The 26254-nt window shown below is 60.8% G+C and carries 29 protein-coding genes and 1 tRNA gene; 18 read left to right on the forward strand and 12 right to left on the reverse strand.

What is annotated here, in order from left to right; all coding sequences use genetic code 11:
• The 4 genes from FFR93_RS12810 to FFR93_RS12825 all read right to left on the reverse strand — a co-directional run.
• Positions 1 to 143, reverse strand: a 143-nt coding sequence (locus tag FFR93_RS12810; RefSeq protein ID WP_170960109.1) for a porin, incomplete at its 3' end; no start/stop codon positions are given.
• A 565-nt stretch (positions 144 to 708) separates the two neighbouring features.
• Positions 709 to 799: transfer RNA gene (locus FFR93_RS12815), tRNA-Ser, on the reverse strand.
• Between the two features lie 190 nt (positions 800 to 989).
• Entirely contained in the window at positions 990 to 2207 is a 1218-nt protein-coding gene (locus tag FFR93_RS12820) for an FAD-dependent oxidoreductase (RefSeq protein WP_138393499.1), read from the reverse strand.
• Positions 2208 to 2294: 87 nt separating this feature from the next.
• Positions 2295 to 3410, reverse strand: coding sequence for a Gfo/Idh/MocA family oxidoreductase (locus FFR93_RS12825; RefSeq protein ID WP_138393500.1), 1116 nt, complete (start codon positions 3408 to 3410; stop codon positions 2295 to 2297).
• A 209-nt stretch (positions 3411 to 3619) separates the two neighbouring features.
• Between FFR93_RS12825 and FFR93_RS12830 the strand changes: the two genes are divergently transcribed.
• From FFR93_RS12830 to FFR93_RS40835, 6 genes are all read left to right on the forward strand, one after another.
• Positions 3620 to 4495, forward strand: a complete 876-nt coding sequence (locus FFR93_RS12830; protein WP_064706719.1) for a MurR/RpiR family transcriptional regulator — start codon at positions 3620 to 3622, stop codon at positions 4493 to 4495.
• 91 nt (positions 4496 to 4586) lie between these two features.
• Positions 4587 to 6521, forward strand: a complete 1935-nt coding sequence (gene iolC, locus FFR93_RS12835; protein ID WP_138393501.1) for a 5-dehydro-2-deoxygluconokinase — start codon at positions 4587 to 4589, stop codon at positions 6519 to 6521.
• Between the two features lie 196 nt (positions 6522 to 6717).
• Positions 6718 to 8568 (forward strand): 3D-(3,5/4)-trihydroxycyclohexane-1,2-dione acylhydrolase (decyclizing), encoded by a 1851-nt coding sequence (iolD, locus tag FFR93_RS12840; protein WP_138393502.1) that lies wholly within the window; start codon positions 6718 to 6720, stop codon positions 8566 to 8568.
• A 61-nt stretch (positions 8569 to 8629) separates the two neighbouring features.
• On the forward strand, positions 8630 to 9547 hold the full coding sequence (iolE, locus tag FFR93_RS12845; protein ID WP_138393503.1) for a myo-inosose-2 dehydratase: 918 nt from the start codon (positions 8630 to 8632) through the stop codon (positions 9545 to 9547).
• Between the two features lie 198 nt (positions 9548 to 9745).
• Positions 9746 to 10543, forward strand: coding sequence for a 5-deoxy-glucuronate isomerase (iolB, locus tag FFR93_RS12850; RefSeq protein ID WP_138393504.1), 798 nt, complete (start codon positions 9746 to 9748; stop codon positions 10541 to 10543).
• A gap of 68 nt (positions 10544 to 10611) precedes the next feature.
• Entirely contained in the window at positions 10612 to 10752 is a 141-nt protein-coding gene (locus FFR93_RS40835; protein WP_171049175.1) for a hypothetical protein, read from the forward strand.
• 35 nt (positions 10753 to 10787) lie between these two features.
• On the opposite strand, the gene FFR93_RS12855 is transcribed toward FFR93_RS40835, so the two are convergent.
• Positions 10788 to 12155: an MATE family efflux transporter gene (locus FFR93_RS12855; protein ID WP_138393505.1), complete on the reverse strand. Its 1368-nt coding sequence runs from the start codon at positions 12153 to 12155 to the stop codon at positions 10788 to 10790.
• A 79-nt stretch (positions 12156 to 12234) separates the two neighbouring features.
• On the reverse strand, positions 12235 to 12669 hold the full coding sequence (locus tag FFR93_RS12860; RefSeq protein ID WP_171049178.1) for a glyoxalase superfamily protein: 435 nt from the start codon (positions 12667 to 12669) through the stop codon (positions 12235 to 12237).
• Between the two features lie 351 nt (positions 12670 to 13020).
• Here FFR93_RS12860 and FFR93_RS12865 point away from each other — a divergent pair, with 351 nt between their 5' ends.
• Positions 13021 to 13353 carry a hypothetical protein gene (locus FFR93_RS12865; protein WP_064706712.1) on the forward strand — a complete coding sequence of 111 codons (333 nt, stop codon included), beginning with the start codon at positions 13021 to 13023 and terminating at the stop codon, positions 13351 to 13353.
• On the opposite strand, the gene FFR93_RS41430 is transcribed toward FFR93_RS12865, so the two are convergent.
• Entirely contained in the window at positions 13304 to 13552 is a 249-nt protein-coding gene (locus FFR93_RS41430) for a hypothetical protein (protein WP_138393507.1), read from the reverse strand. The genes FFR93_RS12865 and FFR93_RS41430 overlap by 50 nt on opposite strands.
• 89 nt (positions 13553 to 13641) lie before the next feature.
• Between FFR93_RS41430 and FFR93_RS12875 the strand changes: the two genes are divergently transcribed.
• Positions 13642 to 14508, forward strand: coding sequence for a LysR family transcriptional regulator (locus tag FFR93_RS12875; RefSeq protein WP_138393508.1), 867 nt, complete (start codon positions 13642 to 13644; stop codon positions 14506 to 14508).
• A gap of 54 nt (positions 14509 to 14562) precedes the next feature.
• On the opposite strand, the gene FFR93_RS12880 is transcribed toward FFR93_RS12875, so the two are convergent.
• Complete coding sequence (locus FFR93_RS12880; protein WP_138393509.1) at positions 14563 to 15009, reverse strand: host attachment family protein; 447 nt, start codon at positions 15007 to 15009, stop codon at positions 14563 to 14565.
• Between the two features lie 298 nt (positions 15010 to 15307).
• Here FFR93_RS12880 and FFR93_RS12885 point away from each other — a divergent pair, with 298 nt between their 5' ends.
• Together FFR93_RS12885 and FFR93_RS12890 are read left to right on the forward strand one after the other, a co-directional pair.
• Positions 15308 to 15733, forward strand: a complete 426-nt coding sequence (locus FFR93_RS12885) for a hypothetical protein (protein ID WP_064706709.1) — start codon at positions 15308 to 15310, stop codon at positions 15731 to 15733.
• 180 nt (positions 15734 to 15913) lie between these two features.
• A complete protein-coding gene (locus tag FFR93_RS12890; protein ID WP_138393510.1) occupies positions 15914 to 17026 on the forward strand; it encodes a pyridoxal phosphate-dependent aminotransferase in 1113 nt (370 codons plus the stop codon).
• A 58-nt stretch (positions 17027 to 17084) separates the two neighbouring features.
• Here FFR93_RS12890 and FFR93_RS12895 read toward each other — a convergent pair whose 3' ends face one another.
• Entirely contained in the window at positions 17085 to 17522 is a 438-nt protein-coding gene (locus FFR93_RS12895) for a VOC family protein (RefSeq protein ID WP_138393511.1), read from the reverse strand.
• Positions 17523 to 17830: 308 nt separating this feature from the next.
• The gene (locus FFR93_RS12900) at positions 17831 to 18100 is read right to left on the reverse strand and encodes a sel1 repeat family protein (RefSeq protein ID WP_011424668.1); all 270 of its coding nucleotides are present in this window, start codon (positions 18098 to 18100) and stop codon (positions 17831 to 17833) included.
• A gap of 445 nt (positions 18101 to 18545) precedes the next feature.
• On the opposite strand from FFR93_RS12900, the gene FFR93_RS12905 reads away from it, so the two are divergent.
• The 3 genes from FFR93_RS12905 to FFR93_RS12915 all read left to right on the forward strand — a co-directional run bounded on the left by FFR93_RS12905 (position 18546) and on the right by FFR93_RS12915 (position 20868).
• The gene (locus tag FFR93_RS12905) at positions 18546 to 18884 is read left to right on the forward strand and encodes a DUF2147 domain-containing protein (protein WP_064706706.1); all 339 of its coding nucleotides are present in this window, start codon (positions 18546 to 18548) and stop codon (positions 18882 to 18884) included.
• Between the two features lie 215 nt (positions 18885 to 19099).
• The gene (locus FFR93_RS12910) at positions 19100 to 19279 is read left to right on the forward strand and encodes a hypothetical protein (protein WP_138393512.1); all 180 of its coding nucleotides are present in this window, start codon (positions 19100 to 19102) and stop codon (positions 19277 to 19279) included.
• A gap of 86 nt (positions 19280 to 19365) precedes the next feature.
• Positions 19366 to 20868, forward strand: coding sequence for an AMP nucleosidase (locus FFR93_RS12915; RefSeq protein ID WP_138393513.1), 1503 nt, complete (start codon positions 19366 to 19368; stop codon positions 20866 to 20868).
• 9 nt (positions 20869 to 20877) lie between these two features.
• Here the strand turns inward: FFR93_RS12915 and FFR93_RS12920 are convergent, their stop codons facing one another.
• Positions 20878 to 21093, reverse strand: a complete 216-nt coding sequence (locus tag FFR93_RS12920) for a hypothetical protein (RefSeq protein ID WP_246661310.1) — start codon at positions 21091 to 21093, stop codon at positions 20878 to 20880.
• Positions 21094 to 21248: 155 nt separating this feature from the next.
• Here FFR93_RS12920 and FFR93_RS12925 point away from each other — a divergent pair, with 155 nt between their 5' ends.
• Genes FFR93_RS12925 through FFR93_RS12940 form a run of 4 tightly spaced genes read left to right on the forward strand, consistent with a single transcriptional unit; the run spans position 21249 to position 23586 of the window.
• Positions 21249 to 21605 carry a YciI family protein gene (locus tag FFR93_RS12925; protein ID WP_138393515.1) on the forward strand — a complete coding sequence of 119 codons (357 nt, stop codon included), beginning with the start codon at positions 21249 to 21251 and terminating at the stop codon, positions 21603 to 21605.
• Positions 21606 to 21615: 10 nt separating this feature from the next.
• Positions 21616 to 21975 carry a YciI family protein gene (locus FFR93_RS12930; protein ID WP_138393516.1) on the forward strand — a complete coding sequence of 120 codons (360 nt, stop codon included), beginning with the start codon at positions 21616 to 21618 and terminating at the stop codon, positions 21973 to 21975.
• Between the two features lie 2 nt (positions 21976 to 21977).
• On the forward strand, positions 21978 to 22337 hold the full coding sequence (locus tag FFR93_RS12935) for a YciI family protein (protein WP_064706700.1): 360 nt from the start codon (positions 21978 to 21980) through the stop codon (positions 22335 to 22337).
• A 7-nt stretch (positions 22338 to 22344) separates the two neighbouring features.
• Positions 22345 to 23586, forward strand: coding sequence for an RNA polymerase sigma factor (locus FFR93_RS12940; RefSeq protein WP_138393517.1), 1242 nt, complete (start codon positions 22345 to 22347; stop codon positions 23584 to 23586).
• On the opposite strand, the gene FFR93_RS12945 is transcribed toward FFR93_RS12940, so the two are convergent.
• Positions 23554 to 24516 carry a lysylphosphatidylglycerol synthase domain-containing protein gene (locus tag FFR93_RS12945; protein ID WP_138393518.1) on the reverse strand — a complete coding sequence of 321 codons (963 nt, stop codon included), beginning with the start codon at positions 24514 to 24516 and terminating at the stop codon, positions 23554 to 23556. The genes FFR93_RS12940 and FFR93_RS12945 overlap by 33 nt on opposite strands.
• Positions 24517 to 24699: 183 nt before the next feature.
• Between FFR93_RS12945 and FFR93_RS12950 the strand changes: the two genes are divergently transcribed.
• A complete protein-coding gene (locus FFR93_RS12950) occupies positions 24700 to 26193 on the forward strand; it encodes a glycosyltransferase family 39 protein (RefSeq protein ID WP_138393519.1) in 1494 nt (497 codons plus the stop codon).
• Positions 26194 to 26254 lie beyond the last annotated feature (61 nt).

The raw sequence follows: 26254 nt of genomic DNA on the forward strand, positions 1-26254 counted from the left end.
AAGTAGCCGGTGCCGTAAGCGTCGCAGACGCGAACATATTCAACCGGTTCCGGCTCAGCAGCAACAATAGCGTCAGCAGCCTGAGCACCGGAAACTACTGCGAGAGCAGCAGCGGAGCCGAGAAGAAGGCTCTTGATGTTCATAAATGACCTCCAATTCAAAGTTTCGATCGGGCCTGGGATCTTTCGCTGAGCAGCGTTCCCTGCCCCATTCCCGTGTTTCAAGAAGTGGACGATCCGTCGCCCTTGCTTCCGATGGTGAAAATACAAGACGGCAGCCGTCACGCAATCACCAACTTACTCGAAGGAGGGGTTTCACCGAGCCTTCCCGTCAGTCTGTTGCTGAAAGGACACAAGTCGGGCAACCGGCCTCGATTTCCTTTATGCTTTGTTAAGAAAATCCTGATTCTGCCGTCGTTTAGGCCAACTCGACAAACAGCTGGACACGCGTCTCTCGACATATTCAAGGCACTTTTTGGACAAGAACTGGCTGCTGCGGGAAGAGAAGGCGGTTCCCGAAAGCGTAACCGGACATTCACCGATCCGCTCTCGCTGCCGCTTGAAGAGCAGAAGCGCGTAAGTGATTCCCGCCGGCGATTCTCTCTTCGGGTGAAACCATCCCCGATCACGCATGTGGCAGAGATAGCCGACTGAGCGACAGCGATTCCCGCCTGATGATAAGCGGCGACATGCGTTGGGGAAATCGAGGTGGCGGAGAAGATGGGATTCGAACCCACGATACGCTTTTGACGTATACTCCCTTAGCAGGGGAGCGCCTTCGACCACTCGGCCACCTCTCCGGTGCGGCCTAACTAGGGTGAGCGGTTTGTGAATGCAAGGGTTTTTTGAGTTTTCACCAGAAGAAATGCAGCGGCCGGCCTTTCGGCTTTTGACAGGCGGACGGGGACGGCCACTGGTCTGCGCCCGCCCCGCAAGTTCGGGCGATCTTCTTTCAGGCGCACACGCCTTGCGGGGAGCTCGCTCCCGGACTCAGCTCAACAGGCTCTTGAGATCAGCCGAGGGGTCGGCGAGAATTGATCGATCGGGATTGATTCCGGCTTCCAGCAGTTTCTTGCCGGTCACATAGGCTTTTGCGTCATTGATCGCATCGACAGCGATCAGCAGACCTTCCCTGAAGTACCAGACCGAATGCGCCCCTTCGCGGGCACCGGGACGCAGCAGCGTGTCGTCATAACCAAGATTGAAGCCGGCGATCTGCAGCTTGACGTCGTACTGGTCGGACCAGAACCAGGGTTTCGGCTCATAGGGTTCGTTGCCGCCGGTGATGACGGCTGCCGCAGCTTCGGCCTGGTCGACGGCGTTCTGCACCGATTCGAGTCTGATGCGCCCACCCTGCCATGGAAGCGCGGCGCAATCCCCGGCCGCAAAAATCGCCGGATCGGAGGTGCGGGCGAATTCGTCGACGACGATGCCGTTGGCGACTTCGAGGTCAGCTTCCTTCGCAAGCTGGTCGTTAGGCACGACGCCGATGCCGACGACGACGAAATCGACGTCGATGACGGAGCCGTCGGAAAGGGCGGCACCGGAAACGCGGCCATTCTTGCCGACCAGATGCTTCAGGCCGGTCTTCTCGCGGATCACCACGTCGTGGCTCTCGTGGACGGCGCGCATGAGGTCAGCCGTTTCCTTTGCTGCAACACGCTGCAGGATGCGATCGGCCATCTCGATGACAGTGACCTCGAGGCCGCGATGGCGGGCGACGGCCGCAGCCTCGAGGCCGATGTAACCGCCGCCGATGATAAGGACACGACGGCCGGGACGCATTTCGTCGGCCAGCAGATCGGCATCGCGCTTGTCGCGGGCGACATAGACGCCTTCAAGATCGCCGCCGATGGCCGCCGGCAGCCGGCGCGGCGTCGAGCCGGTCGCCAGCACTAAGGTGCCGTAGTTGAGAACGGAGCCGTCCTGCAGCAGAACCTCTTTGCTGTCCCGTTTGATCTGCTCGGCCCAGGTCGAGAGGCGAAGCTCGACGTCGTTGTCGGCATACCAGTGTTCCGGGCGGAACAGCAGGCGGTCGAAGCTCATTTCGCCGAGCAGATATTTCTTCGAAAGCGGCGGACGCTGATAGGGTGCCACATCCTCGGCGCCGATGAGGGTGATCGGACGGGTATCCTTCAAAGCACGCAGTTTAGCTGCCAAGGCGAAACCCGCCTGCCCCGCGCCGATGATTACCACTCTATCCGTCACGATCTCACTCCTGAAACTAGGCTCGACACTTACGCCAAGGCCTATCCCCTGCCCTATGCGCCGTCAACGGAAAGCGGCTTCTTACATTCAGCCGATCTCGATCCAGCGACGCTCGTGGAAGGACTGTGCCATGGCATGCACCGACTTCTCTATCCTGAGACCGTCTTTAAATGTCACGATCGACGACGGCTCGCCTAATATTGCCCGGATCAGCTCGCGGCACTCGATGATCTTAAGATCGTTGAAACCGAGACCATGGCCGGGGGCCGGAATGAAGCGATCATAGGGCGGATGGGCAGGCGCCGCCAGTATCTTGCGGAAGCCCTGTTCCGAGCCCGGCCCTTCTGCCTGATAGAGTTCAAACTCGTTCATGCGCTCCTGGTCGTAGAGGATCGAGCCTTTCGAGCCGTAAACCTGCAGGGCGATGCGCCCCTTGCGACCCCAGGCGGCGCGATTCGCCATCAACACGGCGGAGATGCCGCCGCCAAGTCGCATCAGCACGTTGGCGGCGTCGTGATTTTCGACGGCACGGCGGCCACCCTCGCTTAGCGGACGATCGGCATAGGGCTTTACCATGTCTGTTATGACGGCCTCGACATGGCCGAAAAGATACCAGAGCAACGACAGCGGGTGCACGGCGAAATCGTCAAGCGCGCCATAGCCGGCGGAAAGCTCACTCTTCCAATAAAAAAAGGCCTCGGGATCAGCCATGAAATCCTCGTCCATTTCGACGCGGATATGATTGACCGTACCGATCGCACCGCCGCCGACGAGCTTCCTGATGTGCCGCATGACGGGATTCTGAATGTAATTATAGCCAAGAGCGGCGACCTTGCCGGAACGCTCCGCCGTCGCCAGCATGCGCTCGGCATCGGCATAGGCCGGCGCCATTGGTTTTTCACACCAAACATGCTTGCCTGCTTCCAGGGCTGCGATCACCATTTCGGCGTGGAACTGATTGGGCGTGGTGACTGAAACGACGTCGACTTCAGGATCGGCTATTAGCGCCCGCCAGTCGGCGGTCGCCTTCTCGAAACCGAATTCCCCGGCACGGGCCTCGGCAAGCGCGGCATTGGCTTCCGCCAGATGCACGAGACGCGGACGCTCGACATCGCCGAACACGGTCTTCACCGCATTCCACGCCAGCGCATGGCATTTGCCCATATAGCCTGTGCCGATCAAACCGATACCGAGTGGCTTCATTTTTCGTCTCCTCCAAGGCTGCGCAGGGATTTTTGGAATATTTGGATCATTTTGACAAGGGACGACAGGTGACGCATTTTCGCGTCTTTCCAGCGAATTCCGCTCCAAGTTGCTTCAATTACAGGCGATTAAAAACAATTAGGCGCTCCATCTGAAATCGTCTATGCTCGACAATATGGAATATTTGTTTCATCCGGCGAGCCGCAAGCATGGATAACGACCCCCAAAGGCACGCGCGCGTGCCGCGTGATTTCGAAAGCCTGCGCAGCACCATCATCGAACGCAAGGCGAGCATGCCGAAGCGGCTGGCCCAGGTCGCCGCTTTCGCGCTCGGCAATCCCGATGAAATCGCATTCGGCACGACGGCGAGCATCGCGGCCGCCTCCGACGTCCAGCCCTCGACGCTGGTGCGCCTGGCGCATCATCTGGGTTACGAAGGCTTTTCCGACCTGCAGAGCATCTTCCGCGAAAGGCTGCGCGACCGGACGCTGAGCTATGAAGAGCGGCTCGTCACACTGGAGCAATCGAGCGGCGACGATGAAGACGCCAATCTGCTTTCCGGATTCATTGCCGCGGCGAACCAGTCGGTCAACCGGCTGGCCGCGACGGTACAGAGCGAGACGTTCACGAAGGCCGTGGATGTCCTTGCTGCCGCCGAGACGATCTATCTGATCGCGAAGCGGCGCTCCTATCCGCTGACGGCGCATATGACATACGCATTTTCCAAGCTCAACATCCGACACCAGATCGTCGCCTCGCCGAACGGAGTCGATCCTGAGATGGTGCAGTTCGCAACCCATAGGGATGCGGCGATTGCGGCGAGCTTCTCCCCTTATGCGGCCGACAGCCTCAGCCAGAGTCAGGAGCTTGCCGATCGCGGCGTCCCCGTCATCGCTATCACCGATTCGGCCTTCTCGCCGCTTGCCGCCTGCGCCACGCACTGGTTCGAGGTGGCTGAAGCCGACTTCGCCGGTTTCCGCTCGCTTTCGGCCTCGATGGCGCTAACCATGGCGCTGCCGGTCGCAATCGCAGAACGGCGCCGCAAGCATCAACATCCAAAAGCTGGAAAAGCGAAAATGGAATAAACATTCCGAATTGACAAAATATCGGAACCAATGTTTCATTATTGAAATTCGCAGGCACTGGAAGCCGCGCAAAATCTAGCGGGAGGACATCATGGTACAATCGAATCCGGGTTCACAGCCGGAGCCGGCGCTTGATGTAATCACCATCGGCCGCTCCTCGGTCGATCTTTACGGTCAGCAGATCGGTTCGCGGCTGGAGGATATCGCCTCCTTCGCCAAATCCGTCGGCGGCTGCCCGTCGAATATCGCCATCGGCACGGCGCGGCTTGGCCTCAAATCCGGCCTCATCACCCGCGTCGGTGACGAGCAGATGGGACGCTTCATCCGCGAGCAGGCGGCGCGCGAAGGTGTGGCGACGGAGGGCATCGTCACGGACAAGGAGCGGCTGACGGCGCTGGTGCTGCTTGCGGTCGAGGCCGAGGGCGTGTCGCCGATGATCTTCTATCGCTCCGACTGCGCCGACATGGCGCTCGAGGAAGGCGATATCGACGAAAATTTCATCAAATCGTCGCGCGCCGTTCTCGTCTCCGGCACACATTTCTCGAGACCCAACACCGAGGCTGCTCAGCGCAAGGCGATCCGCATCGCCAAGGAGAACGGCCGCAAGGTGATCTTCGACATCGACTACCGGCCAAACCTCTGGGGGCTTGCCGGCCATGCGGAAGGCTTCGAGCGCTACGTGAAATCCGATCGCGTCTCTTCGAAGATGAAGGAGACGCTGCCGGACTGTGACCTTATCGTCGGCACCGAAGAGGAAATCCTCATCGCCTCCGGCGCCGACGACGTGCTCGGCGCGCTGAAGGAAATCCGCCGCCTTACGCCGGCGACGATCGTGCTCAAGCGCGGCGCGATGGGCTGCATCGTCTATGACGGGCCGATCGCCGACGATCTCGAAGCCGGCATCGTCGGCCAGGGCTTCCCGATCGAAGTCTTCAATGTACTTGGCGCCGGCGATGCTTTCATGTCCGGCTTCCTGCGCGGCTTCCTGCGTGATGAGCCGTTGCAGACCTGCGCCACCTGGGCCAATGCCTGCGGCGCCTTCGCTGTCTCGCGCCTGCTCTGCTCGCCGGAATATCCGACCTGGGCGGAACTCGACTTCTTTCTGAAGACTGGCAGCAAGCATCGTGCGCTGCGCAAGGACGACGCAATCAACCATATTCACTGGGCATCCACCCGCCGCGGCGAAATCCCGCTTCTGATGGCGCTCGCGATCGACCACCGCTCGCAACTGGTCAGCGTCGCCGATGAGCTCGGCGTCGGCCATGAAAAGATCGTCGCTTTCAAGCGGCTGGCGGTCGAGGCCGCCGCGCGCGTTTCGAACGGCCGCGACGGCTACGGCATGCTGATCGATGAGCGTTTCGGCCGCGACGCCTTCTTCGACGCGGCGACGAAGAATTTCTCGTGGATCGGCCGGCCTGTCGAACTGCCGGGCTCTAAGCCGCTGCGCTTCGAATTCAGCCAGGATATCGGATCGCAGCTTGTCGAATGGCCGCTCGACCATTGCATCAAATGCCTGTGCTTCTATCATCCCGATGATCCGGCCGAACTGAAGGCGGAGCAGCAGGAGAAGCTGCGCACGCTTTTCGAGGCCGCGCGAAAGGTGGGCCGGGAGCTGCTGGTGGAGATCATCGCCGGCAAGAACGGACCGCTCACCGACGATACGGTCGCGACCGCGCTGCAGGAACTCTATGTACTCGGCATCAAGCCGGACTGGTGGAAACTGGAGCCGCAAGCCTCCGGCGAAGCCTGGAAGAAGATCGATGCCGTGATCGCCAAAAACGATCCATGGTGCCGCGGCATCGTGCTGCTCGGTCTCGAGGCGCCGGCCGAGGAGCTGATCTCCTGCTTCGAGGCGACGCTGGCCGCCCCTTCCGTGAAGGGCTTTGCGGTGGGCCGGACGATCTTTGCCGATGCGGCACGCGCCTGGCTTTCGGGCGAAATGAACGACGAAGCGGCGATTGCTGACATGGCCGACCGTTTCCGGCAATTGACAGAGGCGTGGATGAAAACCCGCGGGCTTCACTAAGAAACAAGCCCCTCCCCAACCTCTCCCCACAAAGGGAGGGAGTTAACTTGAGGCGCCGCCTCACGCCATGACCAAGCATCCTCGGGATGAAATGTCGCGGCGGGAATGCAGAGGCCGAGGAGCTTATCCCCTCCCCCTTGTGGGGAGGGGTTGGGGAAGGGAAGATGGACAAAAGTTAAACGTTCGGGAGGCCCCGATGGGCAAGACGATTCGGTTGACGATGGCGCAGGCCGTCGCGCATTTCCTCAAAAAGCAGATGACAGTCATCGACGGCAAAAAGGTGCCGATCTTCGGCGGGGTCTGGGCGATCTTCGGCCACGGCAACGTCGCCGGGATCGGCGAGGCGCTTTATCAGGTGCGCGAGGAATTGACGACCTATCGCGCTCATAACGAACAGGGCATGGCGCATGCCGCGATCGCCTATGCTAAGGCGAATTTCCGCACGCGCTTCATGGCCTGCACGACTTCGATCGGCCCCGGCGCGCTGAATATGGTGACGGCCGCAGGCGTCGCGCACGTCAACCGCATTCCCGTTCTCTTCCTGCCGGGCGACGTCTTCGCGAACCGTGCGCCGGATCCGGTGCTGCAGCAGATCGAGGATTTCGGCGACGGCACGGTGTCCGCCAACGATGCCTTCCGACCGGTTTCGCGCTATTTCGACCGGATCACTCGGCCGGAGCAGATCATCACGGCGCTGAAGCGCGCCATGCAGGTGCTGACCGATCCGCTGGATTGCGGCCCGGTGACATTGTCGCTCTGCCAAGACGTTCAGGCCGAAGCCTTTGATTATCCGGAAAGCCTGCTCGAGGAAAAGATCTGGGCGACCCGTCGTCCGCAGCCGGATGCCGACGAGCTGGCGAATGCCATCGCGCTGATCAAGGCATCTGAGAAGCCGGTGATCGTTGCCGGCGGCGGCGTGCTTTATTCGCAGGCAACAAGGGAACTCGCGGCCTTTGCCGAGGCCCACGCCATTCCGGTCGTCGTCACTCAGGCCGGCAAGTCGTCGATCAACGAAACCCATCCGCTGGCTCTCGGTTCGGTCGGCGTCACCGGCACATCGGCGGCGAATGCGATCGCGGAGGAGACGGATCTCGTCATCGCCGTCGGTACGCGCTGCCAGGATTTCACCACCGGCTCCTGGGCGCTGTTCAAGAACGACAGCCTGAAGATGATCGGGCTCAATATCGCCGCCTATGATGCGGTGAAACACGACGGCCATCCGGTCGTCGCCGACGCCCGCGAAGGGCTGAAGGCGCTTTCCGCAGGGCTTTCTGGATGGAAGGCGCCGGCAGCGCTTGCCGAGAAAGCGGCGGCCGAGAAGAGGGTGTGGACGGAGGCTGCGGCTAAGGCAATGGCGACGACCAATGCCGCTCTGCCCTCCGATGCGCAGGTGATCGGCGCGGTGGCGCGCACGATCGGCGGCGAGAACACAACGCTGTTGTGCGCTGCAGGCGGTCTGCCCGGTGAACTGCACAAGCTCTGGCCCGCAACGACGCCTGGCAGCTATCACATGGAATACGGCTTTTCCTGCATGGGCTACGAAATCGCCGGCGGCCTCGGCGCAAAGATGGCGCGTCCTGAGCGGGACGTCGTCGTCATGGTCGGCGACGGTTCCTACATGATGATGAATTCCGAGCTCGCCACTTCGGTCATGCTCGGCCTCAAGCTCAACATCGTCGTACTCGACAATCGCGGCTATGGCTGCATTAACCGGCTGCAGATGGGAACCGGCGGGGCCAACTTCAACAATCTGCTCAAGGACTCCTATTACGAGGTGATGCCGGAGATCGATTTCCGCGCGCATGCCGAAAGCATGGGCGCCATCGCCGTCAAGGTCAGCTCCATCGCGGAACTTGAGCAGGCGATCGTCGATTCGAAGAAGAATGATCGTACATCCGTCTTCGTCATCGACACCGATCCCTTGATCACCACTGAGGCCGGCGGCCATTGGTGGGACGTCGCGGTACCGGAAGTCAGCCCGCGCGAAGAGGTCAACAAGGCGCGCAAGGGTTATGTCGAAGCCCGTGCCTCCCAGCGCATCGGCTGAACACCGCCATTTTTCGGGGGAGCGGGTCCGCTCCTCCGCCGTATCTTTAAGGAGAATATTGATGAAGGCCAAACTCGGCATGTCGCCTATCGCTTGGTGGAACGACGACCTTCCTGAGCTCAGCGACGATGTGTCCCTCGAAGAATGCCTGCGGCAATCGCGCAGCGCCGGTTTCACCGGCATGGAGCAAGGCCGCCGTTTCCCCAGCAACCCGGAGGAGATGCTGCCGATCCTGCGCGCCGCCGACGTCACGCTGTGCGGCGGCTGGTTCTCCGGCACGCTCGTCGATGAGGAGCTTGCCGCCAACAAGGACCGCATTGCGCCGATGATCGAGCTTTTCAAAGCGGTCAATGCACCCTGCATCGTTTATGGCGAAGTCGGCCGCTCCATCCAGGGCGACCGCACAAAGCCGCTCGCGACCAAGCCGCGCCTCTCCGAAGACGAGATGAAGGCCTATGCGCGCCGCGTTACCGAATTCGGCGAATGGTGCGCCGAGCAGGGCATGCCGCTCTCTTATCACCACCACATGGCGGCCGTCGTCGAAACCGAACCGGAACTTGACGCCTTCATGCGCAATTCGGGCGAAGGTATTCCGCTGCTGCTCGACGCCGGGCATCTGGCCTTTGCCGGCGGCGATGTGCTGCGCGCCATAGACAATCACCACGCCCGCATCAACCACGTCCACGTCAAGGACATTCGCCAATCCGTGGTGGATGGGCTCGACCGCAGCCGCCAATCCTTCCTCGACGCGGTGGCGCTTGGCGCCTTCACCGTGCCGGGCGACGGCTCGCTTGATTTCGGCGCAATCGTCCAGCGCTTCGCCGACCACGGCTATGAAGGCTGGTTCGTCGTCGAGGCCGAACAGGATCCGCGCAAGGCGCCGCCGCAGAAGATGGCAGAGATCGGCCATGCCGAGCTGATGCGCGTCATGACGGCGGCTGGTTACACTGTGGAAACGGAAGGCTTTCCAAAGGGATAACGGAACGAAAGACCCCTCCCCACACCGCGGGGATAGGCTGAACGAACTGCCGGAGCAAGGCGCCCCCTCATCCGCCTTTCGGGCACCTTCTCCCTGATGGGAGAACGAAGCAGCGCGGCATAATTCCTTCTCCCCTCGGGGAAAAGGTGGCGGCAGCCGGATGAGGGGCCGCAGTCATAAATACGAGGAGAAACACCAATGCCAAACCTCAAGGTGAAACCATCAGGCACGCATGGCCGCGTCACGCATATCACCCCTGAAAGCGCCGGCTGGACCTATGTCGGTTTCGATCTGCACCGGATGAAGCCCGGCGAGACGGTTTCGGGAGAGACCGACGATCGGGAAGTCTGCCTTGTCTGGGTGACCGGCAAGGGCAAGGCGTCGGCCGGTACAAAGGATTTCGGGACGCTTGGCGAGCGGATGAATCCCTTCGACGGGGCTCCGCATGCGCTTTATATCCCGATGGGCTCGGAGTGGTCGGTAACGGCGGAGACCGATCTGGAGCTCGCCGTCTGCTCGGCCCCTGGCGGCGGCACCTATGAGGCGAAGGCGATCCCGCCGGGCACCCATCCGCAGTTGACGCGCGGCAAAGGCACGAATGTGCGCTACGTCAACAACATCATGCCTGAAGACGACAACTCGGCGCATTCGCTGCTGGTCGTCGAGGTGATTACGCCGGGCGGCCATACCTCCTCCTATCCGCCGCACAAGCACGACCAGGACGACTTGCCGAACGAAAGCTTGCTGGAAGAGACCTACTATCATCGTCTCAATCCGCCGCAGGGCTTCGGTTTCCAGCGCGTCTATACAGACGACCGCTCGCTCGACGAAGCGATGGCGATCGAGGACGGCGACGTGACGCTGGTGCCGAAGGGTTATCATCCCTGCGCGGCAACGCATGGCTACGATCTCTACTATCTCAATGTCATGGCCGGACCGAAGCGGATCTGGAAATTCCACAATGCCGCTGAGCACGAATGGCTGCTGAAGGCGTAAAGGCGAATGCCGTCTTCGATGCTGTTATGACGGCGTCCCGATCAAGGCCGTCGATGGAGTGTTACCAGATGAAGACCACATGCGCTGCCTGCGACTATCTCAGCGCGGAGATCGTCACCATCACGCTCGGCGGCAAGAGCGTCGGGGTGCTAATGAGCCCGAAGCCACGACATCTACGGCGCAGAGCCGCAGGGACTAGATGGCGATGACAGAAGCCGCGCCGGCGAGGCGCGGCTTTCTCATCTCAGGCGGGCAGAAGCCCGTAGCGCCAGCCGTGGCGCCTGGCGTTCTCGGACAGGACCAGCACGGCAAGGACGCCCATGCATGCCTCGGCGAAGACCGGCACCATCCAAATTCCCTGCTCGCCGACAACCACGGGCATAAGGAAAGTCAGCGGCAGGGCGAAAAGATAAGGCCGCGACAGACCGAAGATAGCCGCGCGCGGCGCATCGCCGATCGACTGGAAATAAGACGAGAGGATCAGCGTTTGCCCAAATAGGAAATAGGCCCCGATCGTCCAGGGCAGAATTCGCCCGACCTCGGCTACAATGGCTGGATCGCCCACGAAAACGGCGCCGAGGCGACCGGCCAGCAACTCCAAGGTGATCTCCACCAGGCTGCAGTAGGCGAGTGCCGAAAGCATGGCGATCTTCAGACTGTGGCCGACGCGCAGCCTGAGTCCGGCGCCGTGATTGTTGCCCGCAATCGTCTGCAGGGCGATGCTGAGGCCAAGCAGTGGCAGATAGGTGAATGTCAGGATGCGGGTGATGATGCCGTAGGCGGCGACGGTGGCGCTATGATCACCCGTGTTCCAGAGCGAGACGTTGACCAGAATCGCCGCCGAGGACAGCGATATGCCGATGAAGCCGAGGCTCATGGGCGCACCCAAGGCGACGATGCCGCGCCATTCCAGAAAGGCGAATGCGGGAGAAGGCCTGAGCGTCGCCGGCCGGCGCCACCGATAGACGATAACGGCCGCAAGACAGATCAATTGCGACGCGATGGAGCCGACGGCCGAGCCCAGCACGCCCCAATGCAGCACGGCCATGAACAGCCAGTTTGCGAGGATGTTGAGCAGCGAGGCCGATAGCGTCACCAGCGTCATGAAGCCGATCCTGCCTTCGCAGCGCAGCCCATCGAGATGCAGCGACAAGAAGAAACTCACTGGCGCCGAGGCGATCATCGCCCCCATAAAGAGCATGGCGCCGTCTGCCACCGCGAAATTGCCGACGGCGCCAGCGTTGATGATCGACCTGCCGAGGGTCCAGTAGACTGTGTTGAGGCTGAGAACGACGGCTAGCGCTAGCGTATGGGCGCCTGCGAATACAAGGCATGCTCCTCGGCGGTCGCCGGCGCCCAGCCGGCGTGCGAGAACGCTCGCCATGCCGTTCGAGACCAGCGCCTGCAGAGCCACCAACAGCATCAGCCCCGGGAAGATAAGGCTGACGGCAGACAGCGCATCCGGGCCGACATAGGCGCCGAGGAAATAAGCGTCGACAACGGCAAACAGGCCGTTGAGTGTGGTGATCGTGACGATCGGCGCTGCCGTCTTGAGAAAAACGCCCGGCAGCGGGCCGGAAAGAAAGGCATTGTCTTGAGAAAAATTGGTCATGGAGAAATCCGTGCAATATCAGGCGACATCCGACCCGGCTTGAACACGCTTGTGCGGAGGGCCTCAAATGAAAGAGCAATCAGAGATCGAGCACCAGATGAGGCACGCCGTTCGAAGTCTTCCTTGGGGAGACGCCGTCGGCATCAATCTGTGCACTCACGCGCCGACGAAAGGCTGAAAAGCTCTCGAAGGTGACCACGTCAACCGCTTCGTCAAAGTGGATGGTGATCCGGTGGAGACCGCCCGGCAGAGCCGAGAGCGAGAGGATTTCGCCAGCAAACGGCTGATTGAGATAGCGGCCGCGGATATGGGCGCCGACGAAGAGCGGCGTCTTCGGAGCCGCGTTGGGTCTTGCCGCAAGAGCCGCCAGCGTGTTCCAGTCACGCGCGCCGTGCTGGCGGGCAATCATTTCCAAGGCCGCACTGTGGGTCAGCGCGGTGCCGCGATCGTTCATCGCCTGGCGCAAGCGCTTGGCCTGGGCCTTCAGTTCTTCAATGCCGGGATAGGTCGTCATGGAGTGAGCCTTCGCAAGGCATGCTCTTCGACTGCAGATGGGAGCTCGCATTGCCGTCAGTCAGCATGCACAGGGGCCGTGACCATGATCACGAGGACTTCACCATGGATCTTCATCCGCGAGCGGCTGGTGCCTCGAACCGGACTTTGTATGCGCGATCGCCGTCGGCATGTCAAGAACAGTGCAAATCCCCGAAGAATGCACGAATTTGGAGCAAGTCTGCCGGAAATCTGTGCATTTTCCGGCCGATCTCAGCAAAAGCCTGCAATCCTAACGATGATCTTCAGCAATTGTCAGCACTCCTGCGTTATTCTCTACCTACGATGAGCGGAGGCTAAAAGGGCCTTTCAGATGCACCTCGATACAGAACACCCCAAGCCGGAACGTGCCTACAGGGAATTCAACCTCGACAGGCCCGGCAACATCATCTTCGTTGGCCATCACCTCAGCACCGGTACCCAGGTACGCTGTCTGATCCGTACGATCACGCTTGCCGGCGCAGTGCTCGAAGTCAGTCCCAGCCTGGAGATGCCGAGCCATTTCTTTCTCGAAATACTCGGCATCCATGACGAGATCGGTGCCACCGTCGTCAAGCGTGAAGATGAGTTGGTGACGATCAGCTTCAACATGCTGCTCAATCCGGAATTCCTGCACCACGTGCTAAGACTGAGCTTCGAAACCTGAGGCCATCTCCAATCGCTGCCCTATCGCGGCGCGGCCTCCTCGTCTCGCCTCTTACTGAGGTAAGATGCGCGATGATCGGAATGATCCACAGAAGTCCGCGCCATTCCGGGCCGTCGAGCGGATCGGCCATGGGATCGCGGCGCATCCGCCAATTGCGGGACGCGACTTCCTTGTAGAGTACTACCCAGTTGAGAAGCATTGCCTATCCTCCATCTATTGCTGGAGTACTTGAGCTAGGCCTTAATGCCGTCGCTATGTAGAGGCGCGGAGGAAAGGGGGTTTTCATCCATGAAAGACGCGAGCTGGGACGATCTGCAACTATTCTTCCATGTCGCGACCGGCGGTGGGCTTTCGGCGGCGGCGGCGCGTACGGGGCTCAGCGCCCCGACGATCGGACGGCGCATGCTGGCGCTCGAACGGGTGACCGGCCGTTCGCTGTTCACCCGCGGCCCCACCGGCTACCTCCTGGCCAAGGACGGGCAGGAGCTGCTTGATCGCGTCCGGCTGATGCAGGATGCGGCACGGGCAATTTCCGACTGGCGGGGCGAAGTGCTGACGCTGCCGATCGTCTCGACGGTCGTCGACAGCTGGACGTCGCGCTTCATCGCAGACCACCTGGCCAGCGTCTGGACGCCGAAGGACAGTTTCCGCATGTGTTACAAGACCTGTGACGCGAGCGTCGATTTCACCTATCGCGAGGCGCATATCGCCATTCGCCACAGCCGGCCGGACAGCGGCAACGTCGCAATCCGCCGCTCAGTCAAGGTGGCGCATGCCGTTTATCAGGCGGCGAGCTATGACGAGGCCAATTGCAACTGGATTTCGCTCGGCACCGACTCCGCCATCACGCCGGCTGACAAATGGACTTTCGAACAGCCGGATTACTGGATCACCAGCTGGACGAATACGCCGCATATGCTCTTTTATCTGATCCGCGGCGGCGCCGGCCGCGGCGTGTTGCCCTGTTTCATCGGCGACCAGGAACGCAGGCTCGTGCGCGCCGGGCCTGTCATCGACGAACTGACCTACGAGATGTGGATCGTCGCGCATGACGACGAGCGGCAAAGGCCTGAAGTCAGGACGGTCATTGACCGCCTGTCGGCGCTATTTGCCGATCATGAAGATCTGTTCGCCGGGGAGAGACCGTCGGTCTGAAGCAACAAGAAAGGCAGGCCACGGGGCCCGCGTCAGCTCAGTGCTCCGTCGTCATCACGCGGCCAGATGCCGCTCGATCTGGTCGACCGGCAGATTGGTGTAGTCTTTCGCCAGTTCCGCCGATATCGCCGCCTGCGTCTCGGCACTGAGCTCCGGCCGGAGGGTGCCGAGCGCCTTCGGCGGCGCAATGAGGACGATACGTCGCGCATCCTTTGCCTGGGTCAGCTCGTCCATTCGCTCCGCCACATGTTTCAGAAATTGAGTCTCGGCCTGCTCCTGCCAGCTGGTCTCTTCGACAGCGCTGCGGCTAAATCCATCTGCGGCATGGCTGCGACCGGGCTTGTCAGCGCCGATCTCGCGATCGGGTTCATTCGGCTGCGTCAGGGTTTCCAACACCTTCAGATTCATCAGTTGGGCATCGCCGGCGTTCTGCATTATGAGGGCCTTGGCTCCATTGCAGACTACGACCCATGATTTCCCAGGGATTCTGATGTCGGTCATCTTCAACTCCTCGCTGTCGTCATCGAAGCGCGCTGTGCTTCATCGGTCTAGGCAGAACGCCCGGTCATTGAAATAGTTCGAGAATTCGCCGAAATCCGTCGGCGTGCAGTCCGCAATTCGATTTGGCGTTCCGATCGTGAACATCAGCCGTCCCGCTTGGGAACAAAATTTGAACTCGTTAAAATTGTCTTTTTATGTTTGACGAATGTGCAAAACATTCATGTGACCGTGGCTGAAGCAAGATCAGCTTGCTCCAGAGCAAGAACCCAACTGTGCCCTGTCTGACGGAGAATGTAAGATGACTATGCTCCGCGCCACACACCTTGCAACGGTCAAATCCGCCATTTACGATCTGCGCTGGGAAGAATTCAACGTGAAGCGTCCGGCCCGCATCGTGGCCGTCCGGCCGTGCCTCACCGGCGTCTCAATGCGAAGCGCCGAGATCATTGATATATCGCAAGGCGGTGCAACCTTCATCGTCTCGACCACCGCCGGTCTGCCGAAACATTACTATCTCAATATTCTCGGCCTTGCCTATCGGATCGGTTGCGCCGAGGTCTACCGCCATAAGGAACGCGTCGGTGTACGGTTCATCAACCTGCTGGATCCCGATGTTCTGCGCCGCGTCGTGCGCGCCGATTTCCTTGTCGGCAACATGGAAGCGATCGACGCCCGGCGTGCACCGATCTTCCGGGAAACGAGGTCAGCGTCCGGCGCCATATAAGTCCGTTGGACCCAAAGCGATCCAAGGACAAATTATCGGCAATTCAAAGTGCTACGCCGCCCTGCCCTTTGAAAAAGATGCGCCGAGGGCACTGTGGTAACGGAATAATCTTGCTTGCCTTGGCCGTGCCCGGGCCTATTGTTGCGCCTGAATTCAACATGTCCGGGAAACCGCTTTCGCATGTCCGCCTTCTCGCGCTTCACGCCCCTCATCAGCGCCCTGCCCTCCACAGTTCCCTTCGTCGGTCCCGAGGCCATCGAACGTCAGCGGGGACGCGCCGTCCTGGCACGCATCGGCGCCAATGAAAACGGCTTCGGCCCGGCTCCTTCCGTGCTTGCCGCGATGCGCGAAGAAGCGCGCGACATATGGAAATATAATGACCCGGAAAATTTCGCGCTGAGGGAAGCGCTTGGCGCCCATCTCGGCGTCCCTGCCGCCAATATCGCTATCGGCAGCGGCATTGACGAGTTGCTCGGTCAGATCGTCCGGCTGGTGATCGAACCGGGCGCGCCCGTCATCACCTCGCTCGGCGCCTATCCGACCTTCAATTTCCATGTCGCCGGTTTCGGCGGCCGGCTGGTGACCGTCCCCTACGTGAACGATCGCGAGGATCTCGACGGGCTGCTCGAAGCCGTCAGGCGCGAGAATGCGCCGCTTGTCTATTTCGCCAATCCCGACAATCCGATGGGAAGCTGGTGGGACGCCGACAGGATCGTCGCTTTCGCCCGGGCGCTGCCGGAGACCACGATGATGGTGTTGGACGAAGCCTATAGCGAAACGGGGCCGGCAAATTCCTTGCCATCGATCGCCTCGCTCATCGATCTTCCGAACATCGTCCGCACCCGGACCTTTTCCAAGGCCTATGGACTTGCCGGCTCACGCACCGGCTACGTGATCTCGACATCAGGCACCGCGCAGGCCTTTGGCAAGATCCGCAATCATTTCGGCATGAACCGGTTGGCGACGGCCGCAGCGTTGGCCGCGCTCAAGGATCAGGCCTATCTGGCCGAAGTGGTCGGGAAAATCCATGCGGCGCGGGAGCGGATCGGCCGCATTGCCCGGGCAAACGGCCTTGAGCCGCTGGCTTCGGCGACGAATTTCGTGGCGATCGATACCGGCCGCGACGGCGCCTATGCGCGGACGATCGTCGATGGCCTGATGGAGCATGGCGTCTTCATCCGCATGCCGGGTGTCGCGCCGCTCAATCGCTGCATCCGCGTCAGCGTTGGGCCGGAGGCTGATATGGAGTTGTTCGAGGAAGCGCTGCCGCAGGTCTTGAAGACGCTCGCCTGACAAAGCGGGAGAAGCGAAGCCGATGAAGGAGCCGTCGCCGTTTCCTTCTCCGCACTGTTCAGCTGAGTTCCTGGGCGAGTCCGATGAGAAGCCGTTCAGGCCCGCGGATGTAGCAGAGCCGATAGGCTTCCTTATACTGGACGACTTCCCCGACAAGCTGCGCCCCGCGCCTGCGGAGCCTTTCGAGCGTTTCGTCTATGTCATCAACGGTGAACATAGCTCTGAGGTAGCCGAGCGCGTTGACCGGGGCGTTCCGATGATCTGCCACGACAGGCGGTGTGAGGAAGCGGGAGAGCTCCAGCCGGCTGTGGCCGTCCGGCGTGCGCATCATGGCAATCTCGACATGCTGATCGCCCAGTCCGGTGATACGTCCGGCCCATTCTCCCTCGATCGTCGCCTGCCCTTCGAGCTCGAGGCCGAGTTCGCGGAAGAATTCAATCGCCGCTTCGAGGTCTTCGACGACGATTCCGACGTTGTCCATTCGTTTGAGCGCCATGTTTCCAATCTCCAGGGTGTCGTTTCAATCGACAAGGTGTCGCCTCGTCGAACAAAGGACGTTCGAGATACGTCAACGCCGACAGTCATCCGCCCATCAGTATTTTCCGCATCAGAAACTGAATCATGGACGGGCTCAACCGTCACGGCTTCAAATGGTCTGACAGAGCGCCGTGCGTGCTTTCCGGACGCCCAGGGCGCTCTGACACTTCAGCGCTAGCGCGCCACATGAAACACTTCATGCGGCGCGCTTCAGCTCTTTCTTTTCAAGCATGACGCTATCCGCCGCTGCACGCTCGGGGACATGCATCAGTGAACGGTCATCCATTCGCGGGCAGCGCGCAACGCTTCCACGAGTTGCATCTTGTTCATGGCGGCGGCCACGTCGGCGCGAAGCTCGGCGGCGCGGTCATTGCCCTTGATTGCGGCGATGTTCAGCCACTTGTGAGCAGCAACGAGATCGACGGCGCAGCCTCGGCCAGTCGCATACATCAGACCCATTTCGCAGAAGACATCGGCGCTGTTGTTATCGCCACCCATGGTGGCCGTTTCAGCATTGTGCATTTCAAAGCGTGCCATCGGTTTTATCCCTGTTTAGCCTGTTTATGACTTACCCTGTTTTACCTTCGGACCTTGCCATCTATCGCGGCTTTGCGGCCCTTCCGGTCCGGCGGGTTTTCCCCGCTCGTTTGATGGTTTGACTATGCCAAACGGCTTTCAAAAAACGCCTAAAATGCATGATTAATTTGAGACAAACAAATTGCAAATACTTGGTAAAATTGGGTTTTCGTTAAACATCGGATTCCCTGGGCTTTAAGGATTTTCGCTCGAATTTTACGAAAGATTTAGATTCGGAAATAAACGGACCGTTCATCATGAAATCAGCAGGCTGCAGGTTTAAAAGCTCCATAGCCGGCCTTTCGACCGCTTTCAGCGAGCGCCGAACAGGCATTCGGCTCTATTTACCTTTACGTTCGCGTCAGTTATTTTCGCGGCCGGTCAGAGGAACATCAGGGAGGAAAAGATGATCCGCAGTTTCATTCTTGCCGGCGCCATCGCCGTGATCGCGGGCACCGCGCGTGCTGAGGAGCCGATCGTCGGCAATTGGAAGACGGCCTCCGGCGAAACGGCGGTGATTGCAGCCTGCGGTGGCGGTTACTGCGTGACGCTGAAAACTGGCAAATATAGCGGCCGCAAGATCGGCACGCTTGCGGGGAGTGGCGGCAGCTATTCCGGCGAGATCACCGACCCCGCCGCCGACAAGACCTATAGCGGCTCAGGAGAGGTTTCCGGCAATTCGCTGAAGATGCAGGGCTGCGTGCTGAAGATCCTCTGCAAGACGCAGACCTGGACCCGGCTCTGACGCGATAGCCCGTCGTGGCAATCATTCCGAAACCCACAATCCATGCCGGTCGAAAATGCCGGCATGCCTCGAAGTCCTCTCGGCTTGCCGATTTTCTGCAGTAGCCCCGAACCTGCCTTGCAAGCTGAACGGCGGATGAACCGGCATCTCAGCACTCGTTCAGCCGACGCGTGGCAAAACTCATGTCACGGTTAAGTTGCGTATCGGGGCTTGAGATGAACTACTATATCCTGGCAAGACGTTTCAGCATCATCACGCTGTTCGCGGCGATCTTCGCGGTCACATTTTCAGCGGTCGTCGTGCATAATGGCGGCGGCGGCACACAGTCGCATTTCGGTGCGATCTATACCTGCCTCGAAACAAGCGGGACCTTCTGTGCGCCGACGGTGCGATGACCGCATCAGGCCCACACCAGGATAAAAAATCGGATTCCGCCGGCGCGCGTCGTTTGCTTGTCAAAAACAACTCTCTATAATGCGCCATGAACAAACGAATCTCCCCTCTGTCGCCCCTCGACATCTCCTCTCCGCCCCCTTTCCAGCCTGAGAGCTTCGATGATCCCGCCAAGGCCGTCGAGACGCTGACTGCGCTTTACGAACGCAATACGGCGTTCCTGATCCAAAACTTCACCGAGCTTGCCCAGGGCGCTCCGATCGCCTCGCGGTATCGCGCCTTCTATCCGCAGGTCAGCATCGAGACGACGAGCTTCGGCCATGTCGATTCGCGCCTTTCCTACGGCCATGTCACGGCGCCCGGCATCTACACGACGACGGTCACCCGGCCGAAACTCTTCAAGCATTACCTGAAGGAGCAGCTGTCGCTGCTGATCAAGAGCCACAATGTTCCGATCGTCGTCTCGGAATCGTCGACGCCGATCCCGCTGCACTTCGCCTTCAGCGAGGGCGCGCATGTGGAAGCCTCGGCCGCCGCCTTCGTCGACGTTCCGATGCGCGATATCTTCGACACCCCCGACCTCAACACCACCGATGATGAGATCGCCAACGGCGAATATATTCCGCCGCCGGGGGAGCCCTCGCCGCTTGCGCCATTCACCGCGCAACGCATCGACTATTCGCTCGCCCGTCTGTCGCATTATACCGCGACGCATGCCGAGCATTTCCAGAACTTCGTGCTGTTTACCAACTACCAGTTCTATATCGATGAATTCTGCAGCTGGGCGCGCAAGCTGATGGCGGAGGGCGGCGACGGCTACACCGCCTTCGTCGAGCCCGGCAATATCGTCACCCTACCCGGCTCGAGCGTGCCGGAAACGGACGCGACATTGACCCGCCTGCCGCAGATGCCCGCCTATCATCTGAAAAAGAAGGGCCATGCCGGGATCACCATGATCAATATCGGCGTCGGCCCCTCCAACGCAAAGACGATCACCGACCATGTCGCCGTGCTGCGCCCGCATGCCTGGCTGATGCTCGGCCACTGCGCCGGTCTTCGCAACAGCCAGCGGCTCGGCGATTATGTTCTCGCCCATGCCTATATGCGCGAGGACCATGTTCTTGACGACGACCTTCCGGTCTGGGTGCCGATCCCGGCGCTGGCCGAAGTCCAGGTGGCGCTGGAAGCGGCCGTTGCCGAAATCACCGGTTACGAAGGTTTCGAGCTGAAGCGCATCATGCGCACCGGCACCGTCGGCACAATCGACAACCGCAACTGGGAACTGCGCGACCAGCGCGGGCCGGTGAAGCGGCTTTCGCAGGCGCGGGCGATCGCGCTCGACATGGAATCGGCGACGATTGCCGCCAACGGCTTCCGCTTCCGCGTGCCCTATGGGACGCTGCTGTGCGTCTCCGACAAGCCGCTGCACGGCGAGCTGAAGCTGCCCGGTATGGCGACGGCCTTCTACCGCACGCAGGTGAACCAGCACCTACAGATCGGCATCCGCGCCGTTCAGAAGCTTGCGGCCATGCCGCCGGAAGCGCTGCATTCGCGCAAACTGCGCAGCTTCTTTGAGACGGCCTTTCAATAGGCCGTATCCTCATCTCTCCGCCACGGCGGGCGCCGAGCCCGCCACAAGCGTCGACGGACTGCCGGCGGCAAGTTTCAGCCCCGATATCAGCAGGGCAAAGGCCATGACGACGAAGACGGTACGCAGAAGAATCTTCACCGCATCCGCATCGTCGAGCCCCAATTGACGCCTCTCATGGCGGCGTGCCCAGATCTGGCTTGCCAGCGCGATTTCAAGAATACTCATTTCAGTTCTCCTCGACAGGCTTTGACGAGGCCTTGTCGAGTGCCGTCCCGCGATTTCGACAGGTGACCGGCACAAAAGATTTTTCCTGGCGCTGTCGAAATGTGCGCGGCCCGTTCGTCCAGAGGTATAGAAACCCTGCAAGGAGGCTGTCCGCGATGAAATATCTCTGCCAGGTCTGGTTCGATGGCGCGATACTCGACGCCATGACCAAAGAGGAGAGAGTCGAACTCGACGCGAATTCCCTGAATTACGACAGGGACCTGGTGGAAAGCGGGCATATGATTGTCGCGCAGGCGCTGCAGCCGCCAACATCGGCGGTGACGGTTCGGGTGCGCCGCGGCGAGACATCGGTGACAGATGGCCCCTTCTCCGAGACGAAGGAAGCGCTCGGCGGCTTCATTCTCATCGAAGCCAAGGACCTGAACGACGCCGTCCGCGTTGCCGCCGGCATCCCGCTCGCCAAACTCGGCGCGATCGAGGTGCGACCAATCCACGAATTCGGCGCTAAATGAGGAGAAACCGATGAAATTTCTATGCCAGATCTGGTTCGACACGGAAAAAAGCAAGCAGGTCCCTCAGACCGAGTGGGATGCGCTCACACAGGAGTGCATCATCAGCGACAATCGCTGGCGCGAAAGCGGTCACCTGCAGGTGGCGCTCGCCCTACACGAACCGTCAACAGCGATCACGGTGCGCCTGCGCAATGGCGAAGTCTCCGCGACCGATGGCCCATTTGCCGAAATCAAGGAGCATCTCGGCGGTTTCGTACTGATCGAAGCGGCAACCATCGACGAGGCGCAGACGATCGTGTCCAGTTTTCCGATCCTCAAATATTGCTCGATTGAAGTGCGCCCCGCTTATTCGATCCAGGACGGGAGATAGCCATGCGCTACATCTGCCTCATCTACAATTGCGCCGACACCGACGGCACGCTGACGCCTGATGAAACCAGCGAACTCATCAAAGCACATTTGGCCTTCGACGAGGAACTGCTCCGCGAAGGCATCATGATCCACTCGGATGCGCTCGAGATGCCTGACCAGGCAACCGTCCTGCGCGTTCGAAACAGCAGGCTGTCCGCAACCGATGGCCCCTATGTGGAGACGAAGGAGCATCTTGCCGGCTTCTACGTCATCGAGGCGCCGGATATGGTGAAGGCGAAAGAGATCGCCGGACGAATCCCATCGGCGCGTTACGGCGCGGTCGAACTGAGGCCCGTTCGGACGCTCACACTGCCGGACTGAGGTGCCCTTGGAAAATGTGATCGAGGAGATTTATCGAACGCAGTCGCGCCGGGTGCTGGCGACACTGATCCGCCTGCTCGGGGATTTCGACCGGGCGGAGGAAGCGCTTCAGGATGCCTTTGCCGCGGCCGCCCGGACATGGCCGACGGATGGCATTCCCGTCAATCCGTTCGCCTGGCTGGTTTCGACGGGACGGTTCAAGGCGATCGACACCATCCGGCGGCGAGCGCGCTTCGATGCCTCGCAGCAGCACATCGAGGACAGCCTCTACAGCGTCGACGAAACGGAGATTGGCGATATGGAAGCAATCGAGGACGACATGCTGCGGCTGATCTTCACCTGCTGCCATCCCGCCATTCCCGCCGACGCGCAGACGGCGATGGCGCTGCGGGAAATCTGCGGATTGACTACCGAAGAGATCGCCCATGCCTTCCTTGTTCCGGCGCCGACGGTCGCCCAACGGATCGTGCGCGCCAAGAACAGGATCCGGGCAGCGAATATCCCCTACGAAGTGCCGGGCCGCGATTCATTGCCAGAGCGGCTGGATCAGGTGCTGCACGTCATCTATCTCGTTTTCAACGAGGGCTATTCCGCCTCATCAGGCGGAGACGTGGTACGCGCAGACCTGACCGCAGAGGCGATTAGGCTGGCGCGGCTGCTTCTGACGCTGCTGCCACATCCCGACGCACGCGGTCTGCTGGCGCTGATGCTGCTGCAGGATTCCCGCCGCTTGGCACGCAGCGACGAGCAGGGGGCGCTGGTCCTGCTTGCCGATCAGGATCGCTCGCTCTGGGACGACGCAAAAATCGCGGAAGGCCTGGCGCTGCTCACCGAGGCGATGCGGGCGGCAGAGATTGGCGCCTATACGGTACAGGCGGCGATCGCTGCCGAGCATGTCAGGGCGCTGACCGCCGAAGAGACCGACTGGCGGCGGATCACCTTCTATTACGACCTGCTGCTGGCGGCGCAGCCCTCCCCCGTCATCGAGCTCAACCGCGCCGCGGCGATCTCGATGGCCGAAGGACCGGCAAAGGGGCTGGATCTGGTCGATGCCATTTTAGCGCGCGAGGAGCTCAAGGCTTATCACCTCGCCCATGCGGCGCGTGCGGATTTCCTGCGCAGGCTCGGCCGCACCGAAGAGGCAATCGCAGCCTATCAAAGGGCACTGTCGCTCTGTCGGCAGGAGCCAGAGCTGGCCTTTCTGCGGAAGCGGATTTCAGAGCTTGCCGCGGCGCCCGAGCGGCAATGAGATCGCCGTGCCTGTCAGCGCCGAGACGATGATCAGGAGATGCGCATTGACGCTCGCCTGCGCTAGCGCGGCCAGCGCCATCCGCTCGCTCGACGCTCCAAGCGCAATGGCGCCGGCGGTGATGCCGGCGGGATAGGTGCCGACACCTCCGGGCGCATGCACCGGCAGAACGGAGGAGAGTTCGCCGCCGAGCGCGCCGCCGAAGCTTGCCGCCATCGGCAGCACCCCCATCAGGTCGAGCGCCCATGCGAGCACGATCACCTTCACCAACCAGTTGACGATGGTCATCGCCCAGGCGCGCGCGAAGGCTGCGGCATCAAGCGGCAGCCCGTTTTCGATCTCGACGACGAATTTCTGCAGCTTCGCAGGCAACAGCCTGGCGGCCACGCGCAACAGCGGCTTGCGGGCGGCGAACGCTGCGACAGGCAGCAGCAGGAAGACCACCCAAAGCGACCATGCGATGAGCGCATCGGCCGCGGCAAACGCAAAGCCGATGCCGGCGGCCGCGAGAAGCGCGTGCAGGTCGAGCAGCCGCATGACCAGGAGCGCCGAGGTTCCGCGCGTCAGGGGAATGCCGAATTCGGTGCGCATCAATAACGGAAAGCTGGTCTCGCCGGTGCGGAAGGGCAACATGATGTTCAGCAGATTATGGATCTGCGTGACGCGGAAGAGGGTCGCGAACCGGCCCGCCGCTTCCTTCGGAAAATAGTCGTAGATGCGCCAGGTCCGCAGGAAATAGGTACTTGTCAGAGCCACGAGCGCGCCGATCACGGGGCCAGCCCCGACATCGGCCCATTGGCCAATGATGACCGGCCAACCCCAGAACCATTGCACGAAGAGCGCATAGGCTGCGACAATAACGACCGTCAGCGCCGTCATGCGATTGCGCATAAACCAGGACTGCTGGCTTTCAACGGTCGAACTCTTCATGTAGTAGGCATTCCTCGCTTGGCGTCGGCATGGGCCTCGGTCCCGTCGCAGGCGTTTTAGGAGAAATGAAGGTTGCGCACAACGGCGGAGTTGATGGCGATGGCGGCGAGATCGCTTCATGGCCGACGATCCCCGCAGCGGACCGACGGATGACGGCGCCTCGCCCGCTTGACTTGGAGACCGATGTTGGAGCGCATTACCAGAAGCATCACGAGCGCCAGCATTTTTCTGGCAGTCTATTTTCTGCTGAACATCGCGCTCCGCGTCGCGCTCCCTCATACGCTCGATCTCGATGAGGCCGAGCAATCGTTCTACTCGCAATATCTTCTCGCTGGCTACGGTCCGCAACCGCCCTTCTACAACTGGATCCAATATGCCATCGTCTCGGTGACGGGCATCACAATGTGGGCCCTCTCGGTTCCGAAGAATATCATTCTCTTCGGCTGCTATCTTTTTTACGGGCTGGCTGCCCGCGAGGTGCTGAAGAGCCGCTTGCTCCCGCCCATTGCCATGTTGAGCCTGATTACCCTGCCGCAGGTCGGCCTGATGGCGCAGCGCGAACTCACTCACACAGTTGCCCTGCTGTTTGCGACCTCGCTCTTCCTCTTCGGCTTTTTTCGCACACTTCGACAGCCGACGATCGGCAGCTACCTCGTCGTCGGCATCGCCACCGGCATCGGGCTGATTTCCAAATACAATTTCGCCATCCTGCCATTTGCCGCCTTCGTCGCCGTCATGATGGACCGAAAGTGGCGCAGCCGCCTGTTCGACTGGCGTCTGCTGCCAGCGTTCGCAATCGCCATTCTGATCATTCTGCCGCATGCGCTCTGGTTGCCCGACAATCTCGTCAGCGCTTCGGCCCCGACCATGGAGCGGATGACCGCCGACCACGAGGCAGCCGCGGGCCTCCCGCGCATCGGACAGGGACTGCTGTCCCTCGTCATCGCCGTTATCGGCTTCGTCGCACTGCCGATCGTGCTTATCGCAGCAGCCTTCCGACGCGATTTCTTCCGTGCGCTTTCCGCGTCCAGTCCGATGATCCGGGTGATCGAACGGATGATGATCGTCAGCCTGCTTGCCTTCGTCGGCGTCGTTATCTTCGCCGGCGCGAGCGATATACATGAGCGATGGCTCGATCCGTGCCTGCTCGTCCTGCTGATCTATCTGTTCCTGAAACTCGAAACCGCAGGCTTGGATCTTTCCGCCGGCCTTGCGCGTTTCCGGCCCGTCGTGCCTGTCTTCATGACCGTCATCCTGGCGATACTTCTGCTCAGGATCGTCGCCATTCAGTATATCGGCACCTATACGAGAACGAACGTGCCTTTCTCCGGCTACGTGGCCGAGCTGACCAAGACCCGCAAACCTGTCCTGATCGTGGCCGGAACGAAGTTCGTGGCAGGCAATATGAGGCTGCGGTTTCCCGACGTTCCGGTCGTAATTCCATTCTTTCCAGGCCCCGGAGTTCCCGAATATGCGGCTGCCAAGGGTCCTGTGCTCGTCGTCTGGCGCGGTGAAACGGCAAATGACCCAACCATTTCTCCAGTTTTTGCCAGCGATCTCGTGAAATCGGGCATTCATCTGAAAGAGTTGAACACGTTGACGCTGCCCTACCTCTTCGGTGACGGCAAACATAGCTTTTCCATTGGCTATTCCTGGGTGGAAGGCGGCGCGAAATAGCGTTGCGGCAAGCCCGCCGTTTGCGGGGAAAGCGGCATTGCCCGCTGGCAACGTGCTGACA

The sequence above is a fragment of the Rhizobium sp. MHM7A genome, assembly GCF_005862215.1.
Lineage (GTDB): Bacteria > Pseudomonadota > Alphaproteobacteria > Rhizobiales > Rhizobiaceae > Rhizobium > Rhizobium bangladeshense.

Excerpts from the sequence above, each read along its gene's own strand:
- iolE (WP_138393503.1), top strand. The coding sequence starts at position 8,630 with ATGAAGGCCAAACTCGGCATGTCGCCTATCGCTTGGTGGAACGACGAC.
- iolD (WP_138393502.1), top strand. The coding sequence starts at position 6,718 with ATGGGCAAGACGATTCGGTTGACGATGGCGCAGGCCGTCGCGCATTTC.
- FFR93_RS12830 (WP_064706719.1), top strand. The coding sequence starts at position 3,620 with ATGGATAACGACCCCCAAAGGCACGCGCGCGTGCCGCGTGATTTCGAA.
- FFR93_RS12860 (WP_171049178.1), bottom strand. The coding sequence starts at position 12,669 with ATGACGACCTATCCCGGCATTGAAGAACTGAAGGCCCAGGCCAAGCGC.
- FFR93_RS12865 (WP_064706712.1), top strand. The coding sequence starts at position 13,021 with ATGCACCTCGATACAGAACACCCCAAGCCGGAACGTGCCTACAGGGAA.
- FFR93_RS12875 (WP_138393508.1), top strand. The coding sequence starts at position 13,642 with ATGAAAGACGCGAGCTGGGACGATCTGCAACTATTCTTCCATGTCGCG.
- FFR93_RS12930 (WP_138393516.1), top strand. The coding sequence starts at position 21,616 with ATGAAATTTCTATGCCAGATCTGGTTCGACACGGAAAAAAGCAAGCAG.
- FFR93_RS12855 (WP_138393505.1), bottom strand. The coding sequence starts at position 12,155 with ATGACCAATTTTTCTCAAGACAATGCCTTTCTTTCCGGCCCGCTGCCG.
- FFR93_RS12900 (WP_011424668.1), bottom strand. The coding sequence starts at position 18,100 with ATGGCACGCTTTGAAATGCACAATGCTGAAACGGCCACCATGGGTGGC.
- FFR93_RS12920 (WP_246661310.1), bottom strand. The coding sequence starts at position 21,093 with ATGAGTATTCTTGAAATCGCGCTGGCAAGCCAGATCTGGGCACGCCGC.
- FFR93_RS12825 (WP_138393500.1), bottom strand. The coding sequence starts at position 3,410 with ATGAAGCCACTCGGTATCGGTTTGATCGGCACAGGCTATATGGGCAAA.
- FFR93_RS12950 (WP_138393519.1), top strand. The coding sequence starts at position 24,700 with ATGTTGGAGCGCATTACCAGAAGCATCACGAGCGCCAGCATTTTTCTG.
- FFR93_RS40835 (WP_171049175.1), top strand. The coding sequence starts at position 10,612 with ATGAAGACCACATGCGCTGCCTGCGACTATCTCAGCGCGGAGATCGTC.
- FFR93_RS12880 (WP_138393509.1), bottom strand. The coding sequence starts at position 15,009 with ATGACCGACATCAGAATCCCTGGGAAATCATGGGTCGTAGTCTGCAAT.
- FFR93_RS12885 (WP_064706709.1), top strand. The coding sequence starts at position 15,308 with ATGACTATGCTCCGCGCCACACACCTTGCAACGGTCAAATCCGCCATT.
- FFR93_RS12890 (WP_138393510.1), top strand. The coding sequence starts at position 15,914 with ATGTCCGCCTTCTCGCGCTTCACGCCCCTCATCAGCGCCCTGCCCTCC.
- FFR93_RS12905 (WP_064706706.1), top strand. The coding sequence starts at position 18,546 with ATGATCCGCAGTTTCATTCTTGCCGGCGCCATCGCCGTGATCGCGGGC.
- FFR93_RS12925 (WP_138393515.1), top strand. The coding sequence starts at position 21,249 with ATGAAATATCTCTGCCAGGTCTGGTTCGATGGCGCGATACTCGACGCC.
- FFR93_RS12915 (WP_138393513.1), top strand. The coding sequence starts at position 19,366 with ATGAACAAACGAATCTCCCCTCTGTCGCCCCTCGACATCTCCTCTCCG.
- iolB (WP_138393504.1), top strand. The coding sequence starts at position 9,746 with ATGCCAAACCTCAAGGTGAAACCATCAGGCACGCATGGCCGCGTCACG.
- FFR93_RS12895 (WP_138393511.1), bottom strand. The coding sequence starts at position 17,522 with ATGGCGCTCAAACGAATGGACAACGTCGGAATCGTCGTCGAAGACCTC.
- FFR93_RS12910 (WP_138393512.1), top strand. The coding sequence starts at position 19,100 with ATGAACTACTATATCCTGGCAAGACGTTTCAGCATCATCACGCTGTTC.
- FFR93_RS12945 (WP_138393518.1), bottom strand. The coding sequence starts at position 24,516 with ATGAAGAGTTCGACCGTTGAAAGCCAGCAGTCCTGGTTTATGCGCAAT.
- FFR93_RS12935 (WP_064706700.1), top strand. The coding sequence starts at position 21,978 with ATGCGCTACATCTGCCTCATCTACAATTGCGCCGACACCGACGGCACG.
- FFR93_RS41430 (WP_138393507.1), bottom strand. The coding sequence starts at position 13,552 with ATGCTTCTCAACTGGGTAGTACTCTACAAGGAAGTCGCGTCCCGCAAT.
- iolC (WP_138393501.1), top strand. The coding sequence starts at position 4,587 with ATGGTACAATCGAATCCGGGTTCACAGCCGGAGCCGGCGCTTGATGTA.